General features: G+C 35.4%; 18 protein-coding genes. 3 read left to right on the forward strand and 15 right to left on the reverse strand.

The window, feature by feature from the left end:
• Nucleotides 1-9: 9 nt before the first annotated feature.
• A complete protein-coding gene (locus LOK78_RS01555) occupies nt 10-3,060 on the reverse strand; it encodes a SusC/RagA family TonB-linked outer membrane protein (protein ID WP_232394052.1) in 3,051 nt (1,016 codons plus the stop codon).
• A 244-nt stretch (nt 3,061-3,304) separates the two neighbouring features.
• On the opposite strand from LOK78_RS01555, the gene LOK78_RS01560 reads away from it, so the two are divergent.
• The 3 genes from LOK78_RS01560 (at nt 3,305) to LOK78_RS01570 (ending at nt 5,754) form a co-directional block, all read left to right on the forward strand.
• Nucleotides 3,305-3,994: an NUDIX hydrolase gene (locus LOK78_RS01560; RefSeq protein WP_166957731.1), complete on the forward strand. Its 690-nt coding sequence runs from the start codon at nt 3,305-3,307 to the stop codon at nt 3,992-3,994.
• Between the two features lie 107 nt (nt 3,995-4,101).
• A complete protein-coding gene (locus tag LOK78_RS01565) occupies nt 4,102-4,926 on the forward strand; it encodes a purine-nucleoside phosphorylase (protein ID WP_232394053.1) in 825 nt (274 codons plus the stop codon).
• Between the two features lie 3 nt (nt 4,927-4,929).
• Nucleotides 4,930-5,754 carry an alpha/beta hydrolase gene (locus LOK78_RS01570; RefSeq protein ID WP_232633271.1) on the forward strand — a complete coding sequence of 275 codons (825 nt, stop codon included), beginning with the start codon at nt 4,930-4,932 and terminating at the stop codon, nt 5,752-5,754.
• Here the strand turns inward: LOK78_RS01570 and LOK78_RS01575 are convergent.
• From LOK78_RS01575 to LOK78_RS01640, 14 genes are all read right to left on the reverse strand, one after another.
• Nucleotides 5,751-6,536 (reverse strand): RMD1 family protein, encoded by a 786-nt coding sequence (locus LOK78_RS01575; protein ID WP_232394055.1) that lies wholly within the window; start codon nt 6,534-6,536, stop codon nt 5,751-5,753. The two genes, LOK78_RS01570 and LOK78_RS01575, sit on opposite strands and share 4 nt — an antisense overlap.
• Nucleotides 6,536-6,949, reverse strand: a complete 414-nt coding sequence (locus LOK78_RS01580) for a VOC family protein (RefSeq protein ID WP_232394056.1) — start codon at nt 6,947-6,949, stop codon at nt 6,536-6,538. Before LOK78_RS01580 ends, LOK78_RS01575 begins: the two co-directional genes overlap by 1 nt.
• Before the next feature lie 11 nt (nt 6,950-6,960).
• A complete protein-coding gene (locus LOK78_RS01585) occupies nt 6,961-7,191 on the reverse strand; it encodes a hypothetical protein (RefSeq protein ID WP_053971259.1) in 231 nt (76 codons plus the stop codon).
• 25 nt (nt 7,192-7,216) lie between these two features.
• The gene (locus LOK78_RS01590; RefSeq protein ID WP_053971258.1) at nt 7,217-7,525 is read right to left on the reverse strand and encodes a hypothetical protein; all 309 of its coding nucleotides are present in this window, start codon (nt 7,523-7,525) and stop codon (nt 7,217-7,219) included.
• Between the two features lie 12 nt (nt 7,526-7,537).
• A complete protein-coding gene (locus LOK78_RS01595; RefSeq protein ID WP_053971257.1) occupies nt 7,538-8,512 on the reverse strand; it encodes a deoxyhypusine synthase family protein in 975 nt (324 codons plus the stop codon).
• A gap of 113 nt (nt 8,513-8,625) precedes the next feature.
• The gene (locus LOK78_RS01600; RefSeq protein ID WP_232633272.1) at nt 8,626-10,026 is read right to left on the reverse strand and encodes an arginine decarboxylase; all 1,401 of its coding nucleotides are present in this window, start codon (nt 10,024-10,026) and stop codon (nt 8,626-8,628) included.
• 327 nt (nt 10,027-10,353) lie between these two features.
• A complete protein-coding gene (locus LOK78_RS01605) occupies nt 10,354-11,232 on the reverse strand; it encodes a pseudouridine synthase (RefSeq protein WP_232633273.1) in 879 nt (292 codons plus the stop codon).
• Nucleotides 11,233-11,275: 43 nt separating this feature from the next.
• Entirely contained in the window at nt 11,276-12,187 is a 912-nt protein-coding gene (locus LOK78_RS01610; RefSeq protein WP_166957763.1) for a geranylgeranylglycerol-phosphate geranylgeranyltransferase, read from the reverse strand.
• 146 nt (nt 12,188-12,333) lie between these two features.
• Nucleotides 12,334-13,263, reverse strand: a complete 930-nt coding sequence (locus LOK78_RS01615; RefSeq protein ID WP_232394059.1) for a mevalonate kinase family protein — start codon at nt 13,261-13,263, stop codon at nt 12,334-12,336.
• 35 nt (nt 13,264-13,298) lie between these two features.
• Nucleotides 13,299-14,384 carry a diphosphomevalonate decarboxylase gene (locus tag LOK78_RS01620; protein WP_232633274.1) on the reverse strand — a complete coding sequence of 362 codons (1,086 nt, stop codon included), beginning with the start codon at nt 14,382-14,384 and terminating at the stop codon, nt 13,299-13,301.
• A gap of 6 nt (nt 14,385-14,390) precedes the next feature.
• A complete protein-coding gene (locus tag LOK78_RS01625; protein WP_232633275.1) occupies nt 14,391-14,924 on the reverse strand; it encodes a DUF1697 domain-containing protein in 534 nt (177 codons plus the stop codon).
• Nucleotides 14,921-16,132 (reverse strand): BaiN/RdsA family NAD(P)/FAD-dependent oxidoreductase, encoded by a 1,212-nt coding sequence (locus LOK78_RS01630; RefSeq protein WP_232633276.1) that lies wholly within the window; start codon nt 16,130-16,132, stop codon nt 14,921-14,923. The genes LOK78_RS01625 and LOK78_RS01630 overlap by 4 nt, the downstream gene beginning before the upstream one ends.
• Entirely contained in the window at nt 16,132-16,998 is an 867-nt protein-coding gene (locus LOK78_RS01635; RefSeq protein WP_232633277.1) for an acyl-CoA thioesterase, read from the reverse strand. Before LOK78_RS01635 ends, LOK78_RS01630 begins: the two co-directional genes overlap by 1 nt.
• Before the next feature lie 38 nt (nt 16,999-17,036).
• Nucleotides 17,037-20,744, reverse strand: coding sequence for a metallophosphoesterase (locus LOK78_RS01640; RefSeq protein ID WP_336246325.1), 3,708 nt, complete (start codon nt 20,742-20,744; stop codon nt 17,037-17,039).
• Nucleotides 20,745-20,746 lie beyond the last annotated feature (2 nt).

Genomic DNA, 20,746 nt, shown 5'->3' on the forward strand with positions numbered 1-20,746 from the left:
ATATTATTTTTAAAAATCAACCTGTACTCCAAAAGCTATTGTTCTTGGGTTAGGGAAAGATCCGAATTCAAATCCTCTATTAAATAAACCATTACTGATAAAGTCTGGGTCATATCCACTGTAATTAGTTATTACAAATAAGTTTTGTCCTGATGCAAATACTCTAGCTCTTTGAAGTATTTTGTTTTCTGGAAGCGGAATGTTATAACCCAATTCCAAACTTTGTAATCTTACAAAGTCACCATCTTCGATAAATCTATCAGAAGCTCTATTATTGGCATTAGGGTCACCAATGACTGGTCTAGGCACATCCGTGTTGGTATTATTTGGTGTCCAATAATTGTTCATGTCGGTATGATTGTTCACATAGTCTCCTGTCATTAAAGCATTGTAGGTTCCGTTGTAAATTTTATGTCCAGCCGCTCCTTGGAAGAACATTGAGAAATCTAACGCTTTATAACTACAGCTAAAGTTCAAACCGTATGATAACTTTGGAATTACTGTTCCTTGGAAAGTTCTATCGGCATCAGTAATTAAACCATCTCCATTCACATCTCGGAACTTAACATCTCCAGGTGCTGCATTAGGTTGGAAGGCATGGTTATCTATATCTTCTTGGCTTTGGAAAAGACCTTCAGTTTCATAAGCAAATAATTCTCCTGCAGATCTTCCTACTTCTGTTCTACCTACACCATCAGTTATTGGCGTATCATCGTTTCCTATTTTAAGTACTTCGTTTTTAAGAGTTCCTAAATTGGCAGAGATGTTGTATTTGAAATCTTTATTAGAATTCCCATAACTCAAAGTAAATTCAAGCCCCGTATTCTGAACCGTTCCTGCATTGGTTGTTAACCTAATTGGGAAAGAACCTGAAGAGTAAGGAATTGGAACATCAGCTAATAAATCTGTAGATCTTTTCTTAAACCACTCAGCAGAAAACTGCAATTTATTATCAAAGAATCCAAATTCAGCAGCAACATTGGTAGACTCTGTGTCTTCCCATTTAATATCTGGATCAACTATTTTCACAACTGTCGAACCAGGAGCTTCAGTATCTCCAAACACATATCCAGCAAAGGCATTTACAGTTTGAGCAAATTCATAAAGCCCAATAGTGTTGTTACCTAACTGCCCATAACCTCCTCTTAGTTTTAAAGTATTCCACCAAGAAGGGAAGTTAATAAATTCTTCTTCATGAACTTTCCAAGCACCTGAAACAGAGAAATAATTACCTACATTATTCTTTGGCGCAAACTTTGAAGATCTATCCTGACGGAAATTTGCTGTTAACAAATACTTATCGGCAAATGTATAATCCAATCTACTGATATAAGACTTATAAGTTTCTGTAGTCTTAAGTTCTTGAGAGAAATCGTCTGTGGCATATTGCAACATAGGAATTGAACCTGGTTCAAAACCAATTCCTCTAGAAAAGTGTCTTTGAAAATCGTTGCGTTCCTCAATCATCCCCGCTAACAAACTTATTTGATGCTTTTCTGCTAATGTCACATCATAAGATAATAAATTATTAAGAATTGTCCTAGTTGTACTTCCTGTATTAACATCCAATCTAGACTCTGCTGGTGTAGTTATGTAGTACCATCCCAAATCACTGGCAGGGTTGTAATATCTATTATTCCAATGCAATTTATCAGCACTGACACTTATTTTATATTTCAATCCCTTTAAAATTTCCAATTCACCCCAAACATTACCAACAAAACGGTTTCTCTCATTGGTATTGGTAATTAAGTTATTGTAACCAATCACATTTAAGGTAATCGCCTTTTGTGTCAAGTTATCAGCACCACCATAGCCTCCTAGACGGTTTGGATCATAAACAGGCATAGTAGGTATCGCTTGAAGCAAGTTGATCATTGAACTTGTTCCAGCCAGATACTCGTTAAAGTTTTCTTTATCTGATTGGGAATAGGTTAATTTACTTCCATACTTAAACCTTCCCTTTTCTCCATTTATATTGATTGTACCGTTATATCTTTCATATGCCTGAGGTGTTTCCATATAACTTGTATTCTTGAAGTAATCAAAATTCGCGTTATAGTTCAATGCCTCAGCACCACCATTAAATGTTATAGTATGGTTTTCAATCATACCTGTTCTAAAAGCTTCATCCTGCCAGTCAGTATCCACATCATTTATGAAAAGATCACTCTCAGGGTAGTTTCCAGGAGTAATAGGCACATTAGGATTGTTTGTTTCAGCTTGACGGATCATACGTTGATACTCCTCTCTATTCATCATTGAATACCATCTGTTTTCTGGCACATCTTGGAAACCTATGGTGTTTTTGTAGCTCACACCTACTTTCCCTTCTTTACCTTTTTTAGTTGTAATGATTACTACCCCATTAGCACCACGTGCACCATATATTGCGGCAGAAGAAGCATCCTTTAAAATTTGAATGGATTCAATATCTCCTGTAGGAAAATCATAAGGATCATTTACAATAACTCCATCAATAACAAACAATGGATTATTGTTTCTAAAAGATGTAATACCTCGAATTTTAATGTTTACAAATCCACCTGGCTCCCCAGAAGATTGTACGGTAACTCCGGGCGCTTGACCTTGAATCATTTTAGCCACGTCATAAGTGATTGTCTTTTGTGCATCTTCAACATCCACGACACTTACTGATCCTGTTAAATCAGACTTCTTTTTAGTTCCATACCCAACTACAACGATTTCGTTTAAGGCCGAAACATTTTCTTCAAGTGAAATATTAAGTACAGACTTATCCCCAACTGGTACTTCCTTAGTTTGAAATCCGATAAAAGAAAAAACCAAGATGTCATTAGAAGCTGCCTCTATGGCATAATTTCCATCAAAATCAGTAGCCACACCAGAAGTGGTTCCTTTGATAATGACATTTACTCCAGGTAGTGGCAAGTTATCCTCTGGAGAAGTCACGGTCCCAGTAATTGTTTTTTTCTGTTGAGCGAAACCACTCGCAGACAACAAAAACAAAATCATTAAAAATAAGCCGTGTTTTAACTTAGAATTTAAATGATTCCCAATTGATAATTTGGTTGTTATCATATTAAAATAGTTTAGAATTAGTTTAAAAGAGTTTATAAGTGTCTAATTTACACTTTTCAAAGTAATCAAAGTTTTTTGATATACGCAAATATTTTCGTGTAAAATTGACATTTATTTATTTTTATCGACTTATATTTATCATATTAATAAATGTATAAAACACATTTATTTTCTTGTAAATACCTATAAAACCTATGAAAACACCAACATTCTTATTATCTTCAACCCATAATTTCAATCCCCTATGTTGAACAACTATAACGAAAAGGATAAGGTTCTTTTGGCTGTTGACTGTATCATTTTTGGTTTTGACAACAATCGTTTAAAAATCCTATTGATTAAAAGGGACTTTGAACCAGAGAAAGGTAAATGGTCATTAATTGGTGGATTTTTAAAACAAGAAGAAAACTTAGATGATGCTGCTAGTAGAGTTTTAAAGCACTTAACTGGTTTGGATGATGTCTATTTGGAACAGTTTTACACATTCAGTGAAATTGATCGAGATCCGCAGGAGCGCACCATATCTGTAAGTTATTATGCCCTTATTAATATTGAAGACCATAACAACGAACTGAATGAGCAGTTTTCTGCACAATGGTTTAGTATTGACAAGGCTCCTAAACTGATTTTTGACCACGACCAAATGGTCAAACACGCCATTAGAAGACTTCGTTATAGAGCCTCCACAAAACCCATTGGTTTTGAATTATTGCCTGAGAAATTCACGATGAAACAACTTCAGAATCTGTACGAATCTATTTTGGACACCAAATTGGATAAACGAAATTTTATAAGTAAAATTAATTCTTTGGATGTCTTAATCAGACTGGATGAAAAGGATATGGAATCTTCCCGAAAGGGTTCCTACCTCCACAAATTTGACAAAGAAAAGTATGACCAAAAAGTTTCAGAAGGTTTTACGTTTAAAATTTAAGCTTGTCTTTTAGAAAGAATAAATAAAAACTTCATTATCATAATTTTCCTGTTGGTTTGTCAAAACCAATCTTCCTATCTTTATATCTCAAAAATTAAAGAATAACCATGTTTAACTACACCATAAATTATATCAACGAAACTGTTGATTATCTCACAAGCCGCGGTTTTGAAAACGCAGAAGTAGGAATTATTTTAGGAACAGGGCTTGGTCAATTGGTAGATGACATTGAAATAATCAAAGAGGTAAGTTATAACCACATTCCCAATTTTCCTACGGCAACAGTTGAGTTTCATAAAGGAAAACTGATTTATGGTCTTTTAGAAGGCAAAAAGGTCATTGTTATGCAAGGTCGCTTTCATGTTTATGAAGGGTATACCATGCAAGACGTAACCTTCCCTGTTCGAATCATGGAAAAACTGGGCATCCATACGCTTTTGGTATCAAATGCCTCTGGTGCTATTAACCTCAATTATAAAAAAGGGGAGCTGATGCTTATTGAAGACCACATCAATCTTCAAGGTGATTCTCCATTAGCCTTTAAAGGTGTTTCACTCTTAGGAGAACGCTTTGTGGATATGAGTCAACCGTATGATTTGGAAATAAACACGCAGTTTAAAGAAATTGCAAAAAGGGAAGGAATCGTGCTTCATTCGGGAGTTTATGCCAGTATGTTCGGCCCTCAACTTGAAACCAAAGCAGAATACAGAATGTTAAAAATTATAGGAGCTGATGCTGTAGGCATGAGTACTGTTCCCGAAGTCATCGTAGCCAATCACCTAAAATTAAATGTTGCTGCTGTTTCGGTTTTAACAGATGAATGTGATCCAGATAACCTGAAACCAGTGAGCTTGGAAGAAATTGTGGCTATTGCCAATAAAGCAGAACCCCAGATGATCACTTTGTTTAAGCAACTGATTAAATCCCTGTAATATTTGAAAATCAATTTTAAAAAGATTGTTAGAAGAACGGTAAGAGTTTTAATTGTTATTGCAGTTTTACATCTCCTGTTTTTCATCTTCCTCTATTTTAAACAAGAGAAATTTTTCTTCAACCCTAAAATTTTGAAGAAAGATTACACCTATCAATTTGAACAACCTTTTGAAGAAATCAATATTCCCGTTGCAGAAAACGTTGATTTGAATGCCCTTCTTTTTAAAACTAAAGAACCCTCAAAAGGTATCATACTATACTATCATGGTAATGCCGGGGCCATTCATGATTGGGGGAAACGAGCGCCATTATACCTAGACAACGGTTATGACATCCTCTTTTTTGACTACCGTGGATATGGTAAAAGCGATGGTGCTTATGAAAATACCGAACAATTATTAAATGACGCCCTCAAGGTTTATGACTACACTAAAAAATCTTATGCTGAAAAGGACATTATAGTTCTCGGATATTCTTTAGGTAGTGGATTGGCTACCTATGCAGCCTCTAAAAACAATCCCAAAATGCTCATTTTGAATGCGCCTTACTATTCATGGAAAATATTGGTTTCGGAACAAATAGCTCCACCCGTTCCCGAATTTTTGGTTCGCTATGACATTCCCACATTCCAATATATCCAGGCAGTAACTTGCCCTATTAAAATATTCAGTGGAACAAGAGATTTTTTGGTAAACCCTGACCTAAATGCCAAAAAACTAAAGGATCTTAACCCCCAGAATATAGAATTGAATATGATAACAGATGGCGGGCACAATGGCTTACACATTACTAAAGCCTATTACGACGCCCTTAAGAGAATTCTTTAAAAAAAGATCTTACCAACAAATAGATCAATCACTTCAACCAATATAAGGATGATAATTATCCATTCCAGCTTGCTGCTCTCGCTGTGATACATAATATCCTTAAAAAGATCTAAATTTTCCTTAATGATCTCTATTCTATCGTGAATAAGTTGGTATCGGTCATGGAGATCAAACGACTTTTTTAATTGTGTGTTTAAGGTGTCCAATTCCTCATTTCCCCAAGTACTATCAGGAGAATCAAAAATATATAAGTGTTCTGATATCTTATTTTTAATGTTTAGAACCTTAGCAATAAAACGTTTCAATTTGGCTCCCGAAATGTCCAATTTCCCTTTTTGCTCTAGAAAAAGTGTATGACTATTTGTTTCCACCAAAAGATCTTCTGTTATCTCAGAAAACTTGTCTAATGCAACAGATTGTGACGTATTAAGCATCACTAGGCGAATCATCTCTTTATCCAACCTTGGAAGAACAGCCTTTTCAAATTCAGCACTTAAGGCATTTGGTTGAATCTCCACTTTCATATCTTCTGAAAGCACTTTGGAATCATAGTTTTTACAAAAAGGCTTTATTTTCTCCAAAACATCATCTATTTCTGCTGTTTGGAGGTTAAAAAAACTAACAATTCCGTAATGGAAAATATACACAAACTTATCTTCTGAAGTTTTATAGAAAAGTTCGTCACTGTCATGAAACAAGAGCTGCAGTTCGTGCTGCAGCTCTTGTCTACATGTTTTTATATTGATGGTACTTGCCACATGATAGGCAACAACTTGATACATTAATTCTTAAAGGTTTCTCCCTCGTTTTTAAAAGTTTTAAATTCTAGCATATAACCATTAGGGTCCTTTATAAAAAAGGAATTATGCTCACCAGCTTGATCTTCCAAAAAAGTGGCTTGGGTCACCAGTTGAAGTTTCAAATTTTTAAGTTTTCCATATATATCATTCCAAACCTTTTGATCAACAATAATCCCAAAATGGAAAGAAGGCAAAATTTTACCTTCAAACACATAATTTGGATTATTAAAATCAAACTTGCCTGCTTTAATAAAGGTAAGTTGATGTCCAAACAAATTGACATCCACCCATGTTTGGGTCTCTCTACCTAAGGTTGCGCCTATGTTATTGGTATAAAAGCTTTTTGTTTCCCTTACACTCAAACAAGGCAACGACATGTGAAATGACGTCTCCATAATATGAAATTTTAAAGTGGCTTAAGACTTTCCACTCTGTAAATTACGAAATCTTGGTCATCATCCTCAAAAATTTCAACAAAAGTTAATTTAAACTCTTTATCAATCAAACTTTTGTCATTTTTAAGGTCAAATTGTTTCAGAACACGCGGATGAATTTCTTCAAACACCATGTCTTCACCACTTTCAAATGTAAAAGTATAATATCCCTTTTTGTAGGATTTAAAAACAGCTGTTTTCATTTAAAAAATAAGAAAATTAATTGTACTAATCTTCGTCTTCTTCCATCTCGGCATCTTCCATCTCGATGTCAAGAGAGTCCTTTTCTTCTGTAGAGTCGTCGTTATCATCGTCGTCATCTTCAGAATAGTTTTCCATGGCTTGAACCAAACGCACGCCCACTTTTACTAAATAAATGGTATCATCGGTTCTTACTTCCACGGCCTCTACAATTTCATTTTTGGCATTTCTGAATGATATGATATCATCATCATCATAACCATCAGGAAATTTTTCAACTAAAAGGTCCAAAATTTCACCGTTTAATTTTTGGTAATCAACAATTTTTCTAATCATTTTTTTATTTGGTTACATGTCTAATAAATAGGCAAAGATCAACGGAGCAACTATGGTTGCATCACTTTCTATAATAAATTTTGGTGTATCAATATCTAATTTACCCCAAGTGATTTTTTCATTTGGAACAGCTCCAGAATAAGAACCATAACTCGTTGTTGAATCACTTATTTGACAGAAATAACTCCAAAATGGCGTATCTGTTCTTTCCATATCCTGATAAAGCATAGGGACTACACAAATTGGGAAATCACCTGCAATTCCACCTCCTATTTGGAAAAATCCAATTCCATTCTCAGAATTATCAGTGTACCAGTCTGCTAAAAAAGCCATGTACTCTATTCCTGATTTCATGGTACTAGCCTTTAACTCTCCTTTAAGAACATAGCTTGCAAATATATTACCCATGGTACTGTCTTCCCACCCTGGAACAACAATTGGTAAATTTTTCTCGGCTGCGGCATACATCCAAGAGTCTTTTAAATCTATTTCATAATATTCTTCTAAGACACCAGACAACAACATTTTATACATAAATTCATGAGGAAAATAGCGCTCCCCATTATCCTCTGCATCTTTCCAGATTTTATGAATGTGTTTTTGAAGTCTCCTAAAAGCCTCTTCTTCTGGGATACAAGTATCAGTAACTCGATTCAGTCCCTTCTCCAATAAATCCCATTCTTCCTTTGGTGTTAAATCACGGTAATTTGGCACTCTTTCATAATGAGAATGAGCCACCAAATTCATAATATCTTCTTCAAGATTGGCACCTGTGCATGAAATGATTTGTACTTTATCTTGTCGAATCATCTCAGCAAATATTTTACCTAACTCCGCGGTACTCATAGCTCCTGCCAATGAAACAAGCATTTTAGCACCGTTGTTTAATTGATCCTCATAAGCCTTGGCTGCATCAACCAAAGCGGCCGCATTAAAGTGCAAATAATATTTTTCTATAAAATTTGAAATAGCACCTTTATTATTCATTTTCTTATATTTTACTTAATTAGTATAATCTTAACTTAACGTTTCATGAAATTTAAAACGAAACTTATTAATCTGCAAAAGCTTTTGCCTAAAAGCTTCCAAATTGAAGCAAATTATTTCCCATCATAACCCAATATTTTCAATAGGTCTTCACTTTTTTGCTGTTCACTAAACAATTGGGTCGTAATATTACCATCCTCGTCCTTATCTATTAGAAGATGCTTTGGAGATGGTATTAGACAGTGCTGTAAACCTCCAAAACCTCCAATGGTTTCCTGATAAGCTCCTGTATTGAAAAAGCCTATATATAAAGGTTTATCCTTGTTATACTTAGGCAAATAAATGGCATTTACATGTTGTTCACTGTTATAATAGTCATCACTATCACAGGTCAACCCTCCCAATAAAACCCTTTCATAGCTTTCATTCCACCTATTTATGGGCAACATGACAAACCTCTTATTAATCGCCCATGTGTCTGGCAAAGTTGTAATGAAAGAAGAATTGATCATATTCCACTTCTCTCGATCATTTTGTTGTTTTTGATATAGCACCTCATAAATAGCACCTCCACTTTCACCTACAGTGAAGCTTCCAAATTCTGTAAATATATTAGGAACATCTACCTCTGCTTCATCACAAGCTATCTTGATTTGGTTGATAATTTCATCAACCATATAGGCGTAATCAAAATCAAATGCCAAAGAGTTTTTAATTGGGAATCCACCACCTATGTTCAAGCTATCCAACGTCGGACAGATTTTTTTCAAGTTGACATAAACCCGTAAACATTTGTTAAGTTCGTTCCAATAGTAAGCATTGTCACGAATTCCTGTATTAATAAAAAAGTGGAGCATTTTCAGTTCGACTTTCTTATTCTCTTGGATTTGATTCTTATAAAATGGAACAATGTTCTTATATCCGATTCCTAATCTTGAGGTATAAAATTCAAATTTAGGTTCTTCCTCAGAAGCTATTCTTATTCCCACCTTAAACTTGCCATTGATTTCATCTGAAAGCAAGTCAATCTCTTCATAGTTATCGATAATGGGGACGCAATTCTTGTGGCCTTCGTTAATCAATCTGGCTATGTTATTAACGTATTGAGCCCGTTTAAAGCCATTGCAAATCACAAAGGTTTTATCTGTGATTTTCCCCTCTCGTTTTAAATTCTCTACGATATCAATGTCAAAGGCCGAAGATGTTTCAATATGGATATCATTTTTTAGAGCTTCATCTAAGACATACTTAAAATGGGAACTCTTAGTACAATAGCAATAATTATACTTCCCTTTATAATTATGGTTTTTAATGGATTTGGCAAACCACCCTTTGGCTCTATTGATATTATTTGATATCTGAGGCAAATAGGTGAATTTTAAAGGAGCCCCATATTCCTCAACCATTTTTTTCAAATCAATATCATGGAATCTCAAGTAATTACCATCTAAGGTAAATTCTTCTTGGGGGAAATAAAAAGTCTGATCTATTAAATCTACGTATTTGGTATTCATTACTTATTTTTTGAAAAATTTAAAATTGTGAATTATATATTAACTCACCATGAAATTAACAATAAATAAAGAATATTAAACCAAAAGAGGTACAATAGTCGTTGCAACAAACCCAAAGAGGTTTCGACTAGAAAGGTTCATTTTTACGGAAGTTAGCTTTAAAATTCGGTTTCCCAATCTTTGGGTTACTTTTGAATATGACTCCCTATTTTTCAAAAGCCCGAACGTACAAACAGATTTCAAATTGTTCAGCTAAAAAACTTCTGCAAATGAACTATAAAAAATTAAATTTAAAAGGATTTTTTAAAAAAAAATAAAAACTATTAACTACAACATTTTCAACAAGTTGACTTCCTGCTCAGTCAAATGTTTCCAATATCCTCTAGGAATATCTTTTTTAGTTAGGTGTGCAATAGCTACACAATCTACTTTGATAATGTTGTAACCCAAATGATCAAAAATATTCCTGATAATGGAGTTTCCAATATTCTTAATTTTTAATCCAATTTGATTGTGAGCCTGACCGTCAATAAAACTAATTTCCTCAACAGTGACATCCTTTCCATCAATAGTTAAACCTTCTTCAATTTTTTTGAAGTCTTCATACTTCAAATTTTTATCAAGTTCTATTTGAAATAATCTTGGAACACCTGTCTTGGAACTAGTGAATTTTTTGGTAATGGAATCATCATTTGTAAACAAAAGCAGACCAGTAGAATTTCTACCCAACCTTCCTATAGGCTTAATTTTAGCATTGGTAGCATTGGCAACCAGGTCCATTACAGTTTTATCTTTTTGGTCACTTGTAGTTGTAGCAAATCCTTTTGGTTTGTTCAAAAGAACATAGGCTTTTTTCTCAGGATAAATACGGGCTCCATCATATTTCACTTCGTCTTCCAACTTCACCTTATACCCCATTTCGGTAATCACCTTGCCATTTACCGTAACCAACCCAAGAGCTATATGTTCATCTGCTTCCCTTCTTGAACAGATTCCTGAATTTGAAATATATTTATTCAACCTTACTTCATCTGGGTTCCCAGAAGGTTTGGAGTTGTTTTGTTTTTTTATAGGGGCATTCCCGCGAGCAAAACTCTTTCCTCCTGAAGCATTACCACCTCTACCTGACCTATTATTCCCACCGCCATGTCTTTGACCTCTACCTGATGGTTTTCCTTTTCCGCTTGTTCCTTGCTTTCTGCTCATGGTTAAAATTTTATGCAAAGATATAGGATAATTACCCGCTTAATCAAATGCTTGGGATTTTATTTAACAAGATAGACACATCTATCAAAGGAATACTAGCAACTCCCGCCAAAATAATAAATTTCAAGATATTATGAAGTACCAAATAATGCAGCTTACGTTTTGACATCCAAACCAATAATTGAAATATTACCAAAAGTAAAATACTTAAGTAAAAATAATAGTTCATTCGTCCTACATGATATTTAAAAATCAACAACATGGCGGGAATCAACGTTAAGGCTGCCAATATAGCCAGCATAATTTTGGACGTTTTTTCTCCAAACACTACAGGGATGGTTCGATAATTTTGGGCTATATCACCTTTAAGGTTTTCCAAATCCTTGACTAATTCCCTCATGGAAATCACCAAAAACAGAAACATAGCATGGACAAAAATGACGTGTTCAAAATTCTTGTAATAAATAAATACGACAAAAAATGGGGTGATTGTCAAGGTTGCAGAAACCAGATTCCCTACAAAAGGGATTTTTTTAAGTTTATGGGAATAAAACCAGATTCCAAAAATATAAGCCGAAAAAAAGACCACCGCTCTAAAGGATACGGCACTCGCTAAAATAACCGTCAAAAAATTAAGCACAAAATAGAATGACAATTTGGTATTCTGGCTTACCAACCGATCCAACATGGATTTTTGAGGTCGATTAATTAGATCTTTTTCAGAGTCATAAAAATTATTAATTATGTACCCCCCCGCAATGGCTGATGCCGAAGCGAGGACCAACATCAATAAATTCCAATCAAACACTACATCTTTCACGGGTTTGTCATGCGCCATAATATATACGGAAGCTAAATATTGAGCCACAACAATGGCCAATATATTATACCCCCTGATTACGGAGAACATACTGAAAAACTTAAGAAGTATATGTTTTTGTCGGCGAGAAAGCATAATTGCTTATGCTTTTTTGAGTATCCGTTTAAATAATTTAAAACATAAAAACCCCATGAAGGCCAGAAACAAAAACAACAGTCCCTGCCAAATGAATAACCCGATTGAAAATTTATGAATGAATGTGTCCATAAAGTGACTGAGAATTAAAAGTTGTAAACGACTTCCAATCTATAATCTTTTAAAGCTAATTTCGCTTTTTCAAAATCCTCGGCAAATCCCAAAATATAGCCTCCACCACCAGAACCACAGAGTTTCAAATAATAGTCGTTTGTTTCCAATCCTTTCTTCCACAGATCATGAAATTGCTTTGGAATCATTGGTTTAAAATGACTTAAAACGACTTTAGATAGTTGCTTGGTATTCTTAAAAAGCGACTTGACATCTCCATTCAAAAAATCTTCTACACAAGCATCTGTATGCTTAATAAATTGGTCTTTTAACATTTTGCGAAAACCTTCCTGCTTCATGTTTTCCATAAAAATGCCTACCATTGGGGCTGTTTCTCCAACAACACCACTATCAATTAAGAACACAGCTCCTTTACCATCTGCTTTTTGGCTAGGAATACCTGTAGCTTCAATATTATCTTTTGAATTGATTAAAATAGGAATACTTAAATAACTATTTAACGGATCTAATCCAGAAGATTTTCCGTGGAAAAAAGATTCCATTTCAGAAAAAATGGTCTTTAATCGTAATAATTTATCTCTTGTTAAATTTTCTAATACCGTGATTTTATCCTTGGCATATTGGTCATAAATAGCAGCTACAAGTGCACCACTACTTCCTACTCCATAACCTTGTGGGATGGAAGAATCAAAATACATTCCCGCTTCCACATCCTTCTTTAAAGCTTCAATATCAAAAGTCACCAATTCTGGATTGACATTCTGCAAATAATCAGCAAAACGTTTTAAACTTTGATTGGATTTTATCGATTCCTCTGAAGGAGTTTGTGTCACTTTTAACGCCCCGTTATAAAAATTGTAGGGGATAGATAACCCTTTGGAATCTTTAATAATTCCATATTCACCAAAGAGTAGTATTTTAGAGTAAAATAAAGGTCCTTTCATGTAAAAAGCGCGTTACTAGATAAAGATACGTATAATTATTTAATTCGGTTTGCACCAAATCCTATTTGGTCGCAAATATATTGTTCGTTTTGACAATATGCAACTAACTCGTTTTCAATAAATTTTAAAATTTCAACTGACTCACTTTTAGGATACAATACATGCACGTTAGCACCAGCGTCCAATGTAAAACTGATAGGCAATCCGGTATTTTTTCTGAATTCCCAAATCTTATTGATAACCTCCAAGGTTTTTGGTTTCATCAATATAAAATAAGGCATACTGGTCATCATCATCGCATGCAGGGTCAAGGCTTCACTTTCTACCAGTGAAATAAAACCATCTAAATCTCCAGTCTTCAAAATCGTTTTTAAAGATTTCATATGGTCATGGGCTTGAGAGAACCTATTTAAAGCATATGGGTGTCCATGCATTAAATTGTGACCTACTGTACTACTTACCTGCTTTTCCCCTTTATCTATCAACAAAATAGTATCTTGATATTCTTTAAAAACGGCATGCACTTCATAAGGGTATCTTATTCCAAATAAATCAGAACTCCCCTCGATTGATGGCGTTTCACCCCAAACTACTAAATCACCTTCAATACTTCTGCAAGCTGACCCCGAACCCAGTCTTGCTAAAAACGAGGCCTTTTCATTAAAATACGCATCATCGATAGCATCCCCTAGAAGTTGTTTTTCTAAGCTCATTAAACACAAGGCCAAAGCACTCATTCCAGATGCCGAGGAAGCTATTCCCGAACTATGAGGAAAGGTGTTTTTAGTTTCGATTTGAAAATGATAATCTTTCAAAAAAGGCAAATAAGATTCTACCCTCTCAAAAAACACTTCAATTTTGGGCTTGAAACTATCCTTTTGAAAACCATCCAATAAAACCTCAAATGAAAAACTTCCATCACTATCCCTTTTCTCATAAGTCAATTCGGTGATTGTTTTACAATGATTCAGTGTAAAGCTTATGGAAGGGTTTTCTGGAATCTGATTGGGCTTTTTACCCCAATATTTCACTAAGGCAATATTACTGGGCGATTCCCAAGTTACAACTCCCTTCTCAATTGTTTTGAAATAAGAAGCTGGAATGAATTCTTGTTCGGTCATGTTCTTTTAATCTGCTGACAAAGATAACAACTTTTGCATGGTATTGTAGTTTCTAGCTGTAGCAGATATCTTCAATTTTCGCTCAAAGAAATTGTTGTTAAGCTTGGATTTCCCGTAACCAATTCCCGAGTACAGGTAAATACATTCTGATTTTATAATAAAGGCTTCATTTGGAAATGAAATCTTTGAAACTTCGAGCACTAATTCTTTATTGGGTTCTGCAAACAACATCATGAAGTAACTCTTTTCCTTTTGTTCTTGAGGAAACGGACAATTATTAAAAATTTCCTCCAACTCTTCTCTAGTTTTACTCAGAACCTCAACCTCAAATCCGAAATGGTTTTTTATGACGTGAGCGACTTTAGCCGATACGCTTTTTGAATCGTTTAAATTGGTTTTCAATATCACATTCCCACTTTGGATGTAAGTGCGGACCTCTTCAAAATCAGCTTCGGTAAGCATCTTTCGCAAATTGGCCATAGGGACTTTCTTTTGTCCGCCCACATTAATTCCACGAAGTAAGACGATATACTGTTTCATTGTGACATGGCTTTAGCTGCTAGAAAACCACCTGTCCAGGCATTCTGAAAATTAAACCCTCCTGTAATAGCATCCACATTAATAACTTCACCGGCCAAATAGAGATTCTCTACAAGCTTACTTTCAAAAGTTTTAAAATTGATTTCTTTTAAATCTACCCCACCTGCAGTTACAAACTCTTCCTTGAATGTGCTTTTGCCATCAACCTGAAATTGAGCTCGCGTTAATTGCTCACTCAAGTTCTCCATTTGAACTTTGGTAAGATCTGCCCACTTTTCATTCTCATTTATTCCTGCTGCTAACACCAATTGTTTCCACAGTCTTTTGGGCAAATCAAATAAGGATTGTTTATGGACTAATTTTTTGGCTAATTGTAACTTAAATTCTTTTAAATGATCAATAGTTTTTTCCAAAGACTGTCTTATAAAGTTGATTTCAATCTCGAATTTGTAATCTCTGTTAGCCAATTCCAAAGCTCCAAAGGCAGAAAGCTTAAGAACTGCAGGAGCACTCAAACCCCAATGGGTAACCAATAAGGGCCCCTCTGAAAACAAGTTGGAATCCAAAATATGTACCTCAACGTTATTAGCCACTACCCCAGGGATGGAATTGATGCGAGCATCTTTGATATTAAAGGTAAAAAGAGATGGAACAGGCGGAACGATTGTATGCCCCAATGTTTCAAGTAACTTCCAGGTTTTAACACTACTCCCCGTAGCAACTAGAAGTTTTTCGCAAGTAAAATGGGAATCTTGGGTCGCAAGTGTAAAAAGGCCCTGTTCCTTTTCAACCTTCACTAATGATTGCTTGTAAAAAATTTCGACACCCATTTTTTTGGACTGAGAAAGAAAACAATCGATAATGGTTTGGGAAGAATCGGATTCTGGAAACATTCGACCATCTTCTTCAATTTTAAGGGCTACACCTCTTTTTTCAAACCATTCAATCGTGTCCCCAGTCATAAAACTATGAAACGGCCCTAATAATTCCTTCTCCCCTCTTGGATAATGCGTTACCAACTCTGAAGGGATAAATTCGGCATGAGTGACGTTACATCTTCCCCCTCCAGAAATTTTAACCTTTTGAAGGCCTTCTTTATTTTTTTCTAAAATGGCTACGGAAAGTTTCGGATTCAACTCCGCTAAATTGATAGCAGCAAAAAAACCTGCCGCACCGCCTCCAACTACAATGACATCAAAATACTTCATTACTTTTTTATGGGTCGCATGAGACCTTCTTGAGCTACCGAAGCAACCAGTTTTCCTTCCCTAGTGAAAATATTTCCTTTGGCAAATCCTCTGGCATTTGAAGTATTAGGGGACTCTATGGCATACAACATCCAGTCATCAAAATCAAAATCCCTAAAATACCACATCGAGTGATCCAAGCTTGCAGTTTGGGTATTTCCCCAATGAGCCTTACTAGCGTGTCTATTCATGGCGGCTGCCAATATGTTATAATCAGAAATATAAGTAAGGATTTGTTGCTTAACAGCCAAATCCATGGGTTTGATGTCTCCTTTAATTTTGAACCACACATTGGTTTTGGGAGGTAAATCTTCTTTATTGAATGGATTCACAACCTCTACAGGCTTAAATTCTATAGGTCTATCTATTTCCAAGAAGGTCTTAGTTCTAGAAGGTATGGCATCTCCAAACTGCTCCAGCATTTCAGTCCAACTCAATAGTTCTTCTGGTTTCTTAATATTTGGAGGCATTTCGATTTGGTGCTCATGACCTTCTTCCCTTTTATGAAATGACGATGACAGAATAAAAATGGTTCTACCTTCCTGTTCGGCCGTCACTCTTCTCACCGAAAAACTCCCGCCGTCTCTTACGTCTGCCACATTATAGTTTATAGGAACTTCTAAATGACCTGCCTCTAAAAAATAGGCATGCATAGAATGAAGCACTCTCCCATTATTAATAGTTCTAGCAGCAGCATTCAAGGCCTGTGCCAGAACTTGACCTCCAAATACACTGGGACTACCTACTGTTTTACTAACCCCTTGAAACACATTTTTCGAAGTTTCTTCTAGGGATAATAAATCAATTAAATTATCAACAGTATTCATGTTTTACTTTTAAGATGAACATTAAATCAATCCCAAAATTAAAAATCAAAGCCGAAACCAAAAGTAAATCTCCAACCTTCTGAACTTTTAAATAAGTTCACCGTTCCAGCTAAACTTTCTGCAGTGGCGATCCAAAATCCACCACCATAGTCATTGTGCCATTTATCTGATTGGTCATCTTGCACCCAAACACGACCCACATCAAAACCTCCAAATACGCCAATCTGCAATGGAATAAAACTGGTTTTAAACGTATTGAACCCATAACGTAGATCGGTACTTCCTACCAAGGAATTTCTACCTGTAAACCGCTCAGTTCTATATCCTCTCAAGCCATTTTGATCTCCTATTTGAGCTGCTTGATAAAATAAAAAGTCGTCACCTATTCTCAATTGGGAGGCTACCTTGGTTTTTAACACCAATTTCCTATTACTTGATAAGGCATTATAGAACCCTAAATGGGTGTTGACAAAGCCATAATTGGTATCCAAATCTTCAAATTCACCTTTGATTCCCACGTTAAAAAGAAAATCCATACCTCTGGTTGGAACTACTTTCTTATCATAGCTTTCATAGCGGTAAGTAGCTTCTAGGGTTCCAAAAAAACGTCTATCAAAGAAATCAGAATCTAAATCAGGTTGGTAATCTTCAACAAACCGATCGCTTGATGGTTCTATTTCTATTCCTTCAGCCATGACATTAAACCCATAATCACTACCAAAGTTTCCGCGTTTCACCAAACCAGCCTTAAGACGATAGATTCCTGTTCTTACCCGATTGTAATTAAGTCCCAACTCATCATCATAATTCTTGGTCTCATTACCATATCCAAAGAAATTATCACTATAATTTTCTGTGGTCAAAAGTCCACTTACTAATAAATTCCAATCCCTAATAGCATTGGCAAACTCCCCATCATATGTAGCCTTAAATCCACTAGTAGCAAAATAATAACCTGCTGTAAACCGATGTTGTTGAGAGAATGGATTGGCTTGAAACCCTTTAATTGTTCTTTGAAAGGATGCTCCTAGCAGCAATCCATCATCGGGATTAAAGGCAACCCTTGGTGTGAATAAATTTTGTTTAACTATTGTTTTTTTATAATCAAATAAATTCAGATTGTAGATATCTGTAAATTTTACAGATCCGCCTTTCTTTTCTTGAATGGTATTCTTTTTACTCCAATAATCATATACCCTTACTTTTTTACCACGTTTAATAATGTAAGTATCATTATTTTGACCGCCAATGACTCGGGTATATATCAAACCTTTGGCATCTCCACTTACCTCGATAACATCTTTATCATCCAAAGCATAAACCCAAATTTCCTTGGTTTGTTCTTTATCTAATACTCGATCTACAAGAACATCTGCTTTTTCACCATCCTTTATCCTTGATATCTTAACTCTGGTTTTGTTATCGGCCTCCCTAATTATTTCAATGTAATCATCTTTATCAGTACCCGTTAAAACCACCAATTCCGTCAAGATATTGTAGTATCTATCGGCAATATTGTCAAGTATAGATAATCTACTTTCAAAATTTTTCTTTATTTCTAATATGGTGGTGTCCCGCACTTCCTCCGGTATTCTAGAAAAAGCCTTTTCTATAACATCACTCGTGATATGACCTTGAATGTATTTGGCTTGTTCGTGCCACATGTCTCGATCAGCTTGTTGGGATAATACCCGATCTAATAAAATACCGTCCTTGTTCATCCATCTTAAATCCTTGAGTTCGGCATCATACACCTGCAACTGCTTTGAGGCTTCTGAAATAAACTTAAGAACATCTAAAAAAGCACCGTCAAAATTTGAAAATACCTGATCCCTATCTCTTGGAATAGGCTTATAAATTTTATCCCCATTTTCTTGGTCAAACTGCGCCCAACGCCATTGATCCTGATGCCTGTCCCAATCACCTATCAACATATCGAATAAACGAGCCCGAACATAGGCTTCCTGATCTATCTTATACTTTTCATCCTCTCTTATTTTTTCAATAATATCATGGGTGCTTTCCAAATCATCAGCATAACCAAAAGTCCTTTCATTGGTATAATTTTCTTCTGGTCGCTCCACAATCATATAAAGTTCATTCCCATAATCTTTATTGAAATCCTTTAAGTATTTATGCTTCGGAATGTAATAGATCTCAGGGTTTGTATGGTATACATCAATGGCTGAAGACAAATCGGGAACGACTGCAAAAGCATACGGGTGAGCTGCCGTATAATAATCTAAAATGAGGTCCTCTACCACGGTTTTTTCAAACTGATCTTTCACATAGGCATCCTTAAAAACAGTTGATTGCAGCAATTGAGTTGCACTTTTCCTGAGTGCTCTCATGTTGTATTCCCTACCGCTTTTATCTTTAAGTCTTAAAGACCTTGTTTGATGCCCTCCTCCTGGCCTTACAATTTCAAGTCCACCTTTAAGCGTATCTAAGGTAGCAACTTTGGCATTGATTTTAGTACTATAAACATCGCGATAATGATCGCCCCAAAATGATTTAAAAAATTGTGATTTATCTGTTTCTTCCTCCGTATAAATTGATACTTCCACTTCATTGGGAAATGAATCTGGCAAATCTGAAACATCATAATTTGGTTTGGAAGGAAACACCTCTTTTTGAAACAATAATTGGCTTTGACCATTTTCCGCACTAAAATACTTAACCCAACTACTACCATCTTTAAAAATAGTTAATTCCACAAAGCCTTGATGTCCTGTAGCAAAAACACCACTGTCTGCCAACACAGCTCCAGACTCCTTAGCTCCTGAACCCGAAACAATTTGCTTTACACCATCCTTCTCGATGTATTGAAGATTATGCTCATGACCTGACACAAAAATCACTTTGCCATAATCCATCGACACAACTTCCAATCTTTGCATCAAACTGTTATAACGCTCATTGTATCTATCTTGAATTGAAATTCCACCCTGAACTCTTATTTGAGCTGCCAGCGAACTTAATATAGGTAGCGGAATGTTTTTCTCAGTTGGAAAAATATGCCTTTTCCAAGAGTAATATCCTCCATGAACACCATTGGTAAACATAGGGTGGTGCATCGCAAGAACAATGGTCTTCTCTTGATTTTTTTTCAACTCCCCTTCTAATTCCATCAGGAATCGCTCACGAGTCTTTATTTCACATTCATCATTAATTGTAGGATGCTTATTCCAATCTTCCAAGTACCATTGAGTATCAATGATAATCAATTCAATTTTATCATTGACTTCAATTGTTTCTATCGGACAACCATTTTCTGGCTTAAACGTATTTTTACCTAAGGCTGCTTCTACAAATTTTTCCTGTTCTTTCACACCCTTTACACCATTGGCATACCATTCGTGATTTCCCGGTATAAAATATACATCGCCTTCAAAGCCTTCTACAGCTCTAAATTGGGCATTTAAGTTGTTTTCATCCTCTTGGCGGTCTTTATGATTTTCTGAGTGTAGACCAGAAGGATAAATATTATCTCCCAGAAAAATGGTAAAATCCCCTTTGGTTTTCTTTCCCTTTAAGTAGTCATTTAACGCGGTAAGACCCAAGGACATTCCATTTTCCGGAGACTTTCCTGCATCTCCAATTAAGTAAAAGGTTTTATCAACTTCTTTAGTAGGAAATGTGTTGTTTTTATCGTCTTCATCTTTATACTGTGGCCCATAGGTTCCACAAGATGTCATTAAAACGGTAAAGAATAAAACGAAAATTCTATAGTATCTTCTTTTCAAGC

The organism is Mangrovimonas futianensis (genome assembly GCF_021245805.1).
Lineage (GTDB): Bacteria > Bacteroidota > Bacteroidia > Flavobacteriales > Flavobacteriaceae > Mangrovimonas > Mangrovimonas futianensis.

Coding starts and splice junctions, on each gene's coding strand:
- LOK78_RS01590 (WP_053971258.1), bottom strand. CDS start 7,525: ATGATTAGAAAAATTGTTGATTACCAAAAATTAAACGGTGAAATTTTG.
- LOK78_RS01600 (WP_232633272.1), bottom strand. CDS start 10,026: ATGAATACCAAATACGTAGATTTAATAGATCAGACTTTTTATTTCCCC.
- LOK78_RS01610 (WP_166957763.1), bottom strand. CDS start 12,187: ATGCTTTCTCGCCGACAAAAACATATACTTCTTAAGTTTTTCAGTATG.
- LOK78_RS01595 (WP_053971257.1), bottom strand. CDS start 8,512: ATGAATAATAAAGGTGCTATTTCAAATTTTATAGAAAAATATTATTTG.
- LOK78_RS01615 (WP_232394059.1), bottom strand. CDS start 13,263: ATGAAAGGACCTTTATTTTACTCTAAAATACTACTCTTTGGTGAATAT.
- LOK78_RS01555 (WP_232394052.1), bottom strand. CDS start 3,060: ATGATAACAACCAAATTATCAATTGGGAATCATTTAAATTCTAAGTTA.
- LOK78_RS01630 (WP_232633276.1), bottom strand. CDS start 16,132: ATGAAGTATTTTGATGTCATTGTAGTTGGAGGCGGTGCGGCAGGTTTT.
- LOK78_RS01575 (WP_232394055.1), bottom strand. CDS start 6,536: ATGTATCAAGTTGTTGCCTATCATGTGGCAAGTACCATCAATATAAAA.
- LOK78_RS01620 (WP_232633274.1), bottom strand. CDS start 14,384: ATGACCGAACAAGAATTCATTCCAGCTTCTTATTTCAAAACAATTGAG.
- LOK78_RS01585 (WP_053971259.1), bottom strand. CDS start 7,191: ATGAAAACAGCTGTTTTTAAATCCTACAAAAAGGGATATTATACTTTT.
- LOK78_RS01625 (WP_232633275.1), bottom strand. CDS start 14,924: ATGAAACAGTATATCGTCTTACTTCGTGGAATTAATGTGGGCGGACAA.
- LOK78_RS01565 (WP_232394053.1), top strand. CDS start 4,102: ATGTTTAACTACACCATAAATTATATCAACGAAACTGTTGATTATCTC.
- LOK78_RS01605 (WP_232633273.1), bottom strand. CDS start 11,232: ATGAGCAGAAAGCAAGGAACAAGCGGAAAAGGAAAACCATCAGGTAGA.
- LOK78_RS01635 (WP_232633277.1), bottom strand. CDS start 16,998: ATGAATACTGTTGATAATTTAATTGATTTATTATCCCTAGAAGAAACT.
- LOK78_RS01560 (WP_166957731.1), top strand. CDS start 3,305: ATGTTGAACAACTATAACGAAAAGGATAAGGTTCTTTTGGCTGTTGAC.
- LOK78_RS01580 (WP_232394056.1), bottom strand. CDS start 6,949: ATGGAGACGTCATTTCACATGTCGTTGCCTTGTTTGAGTGTAAGGGAA.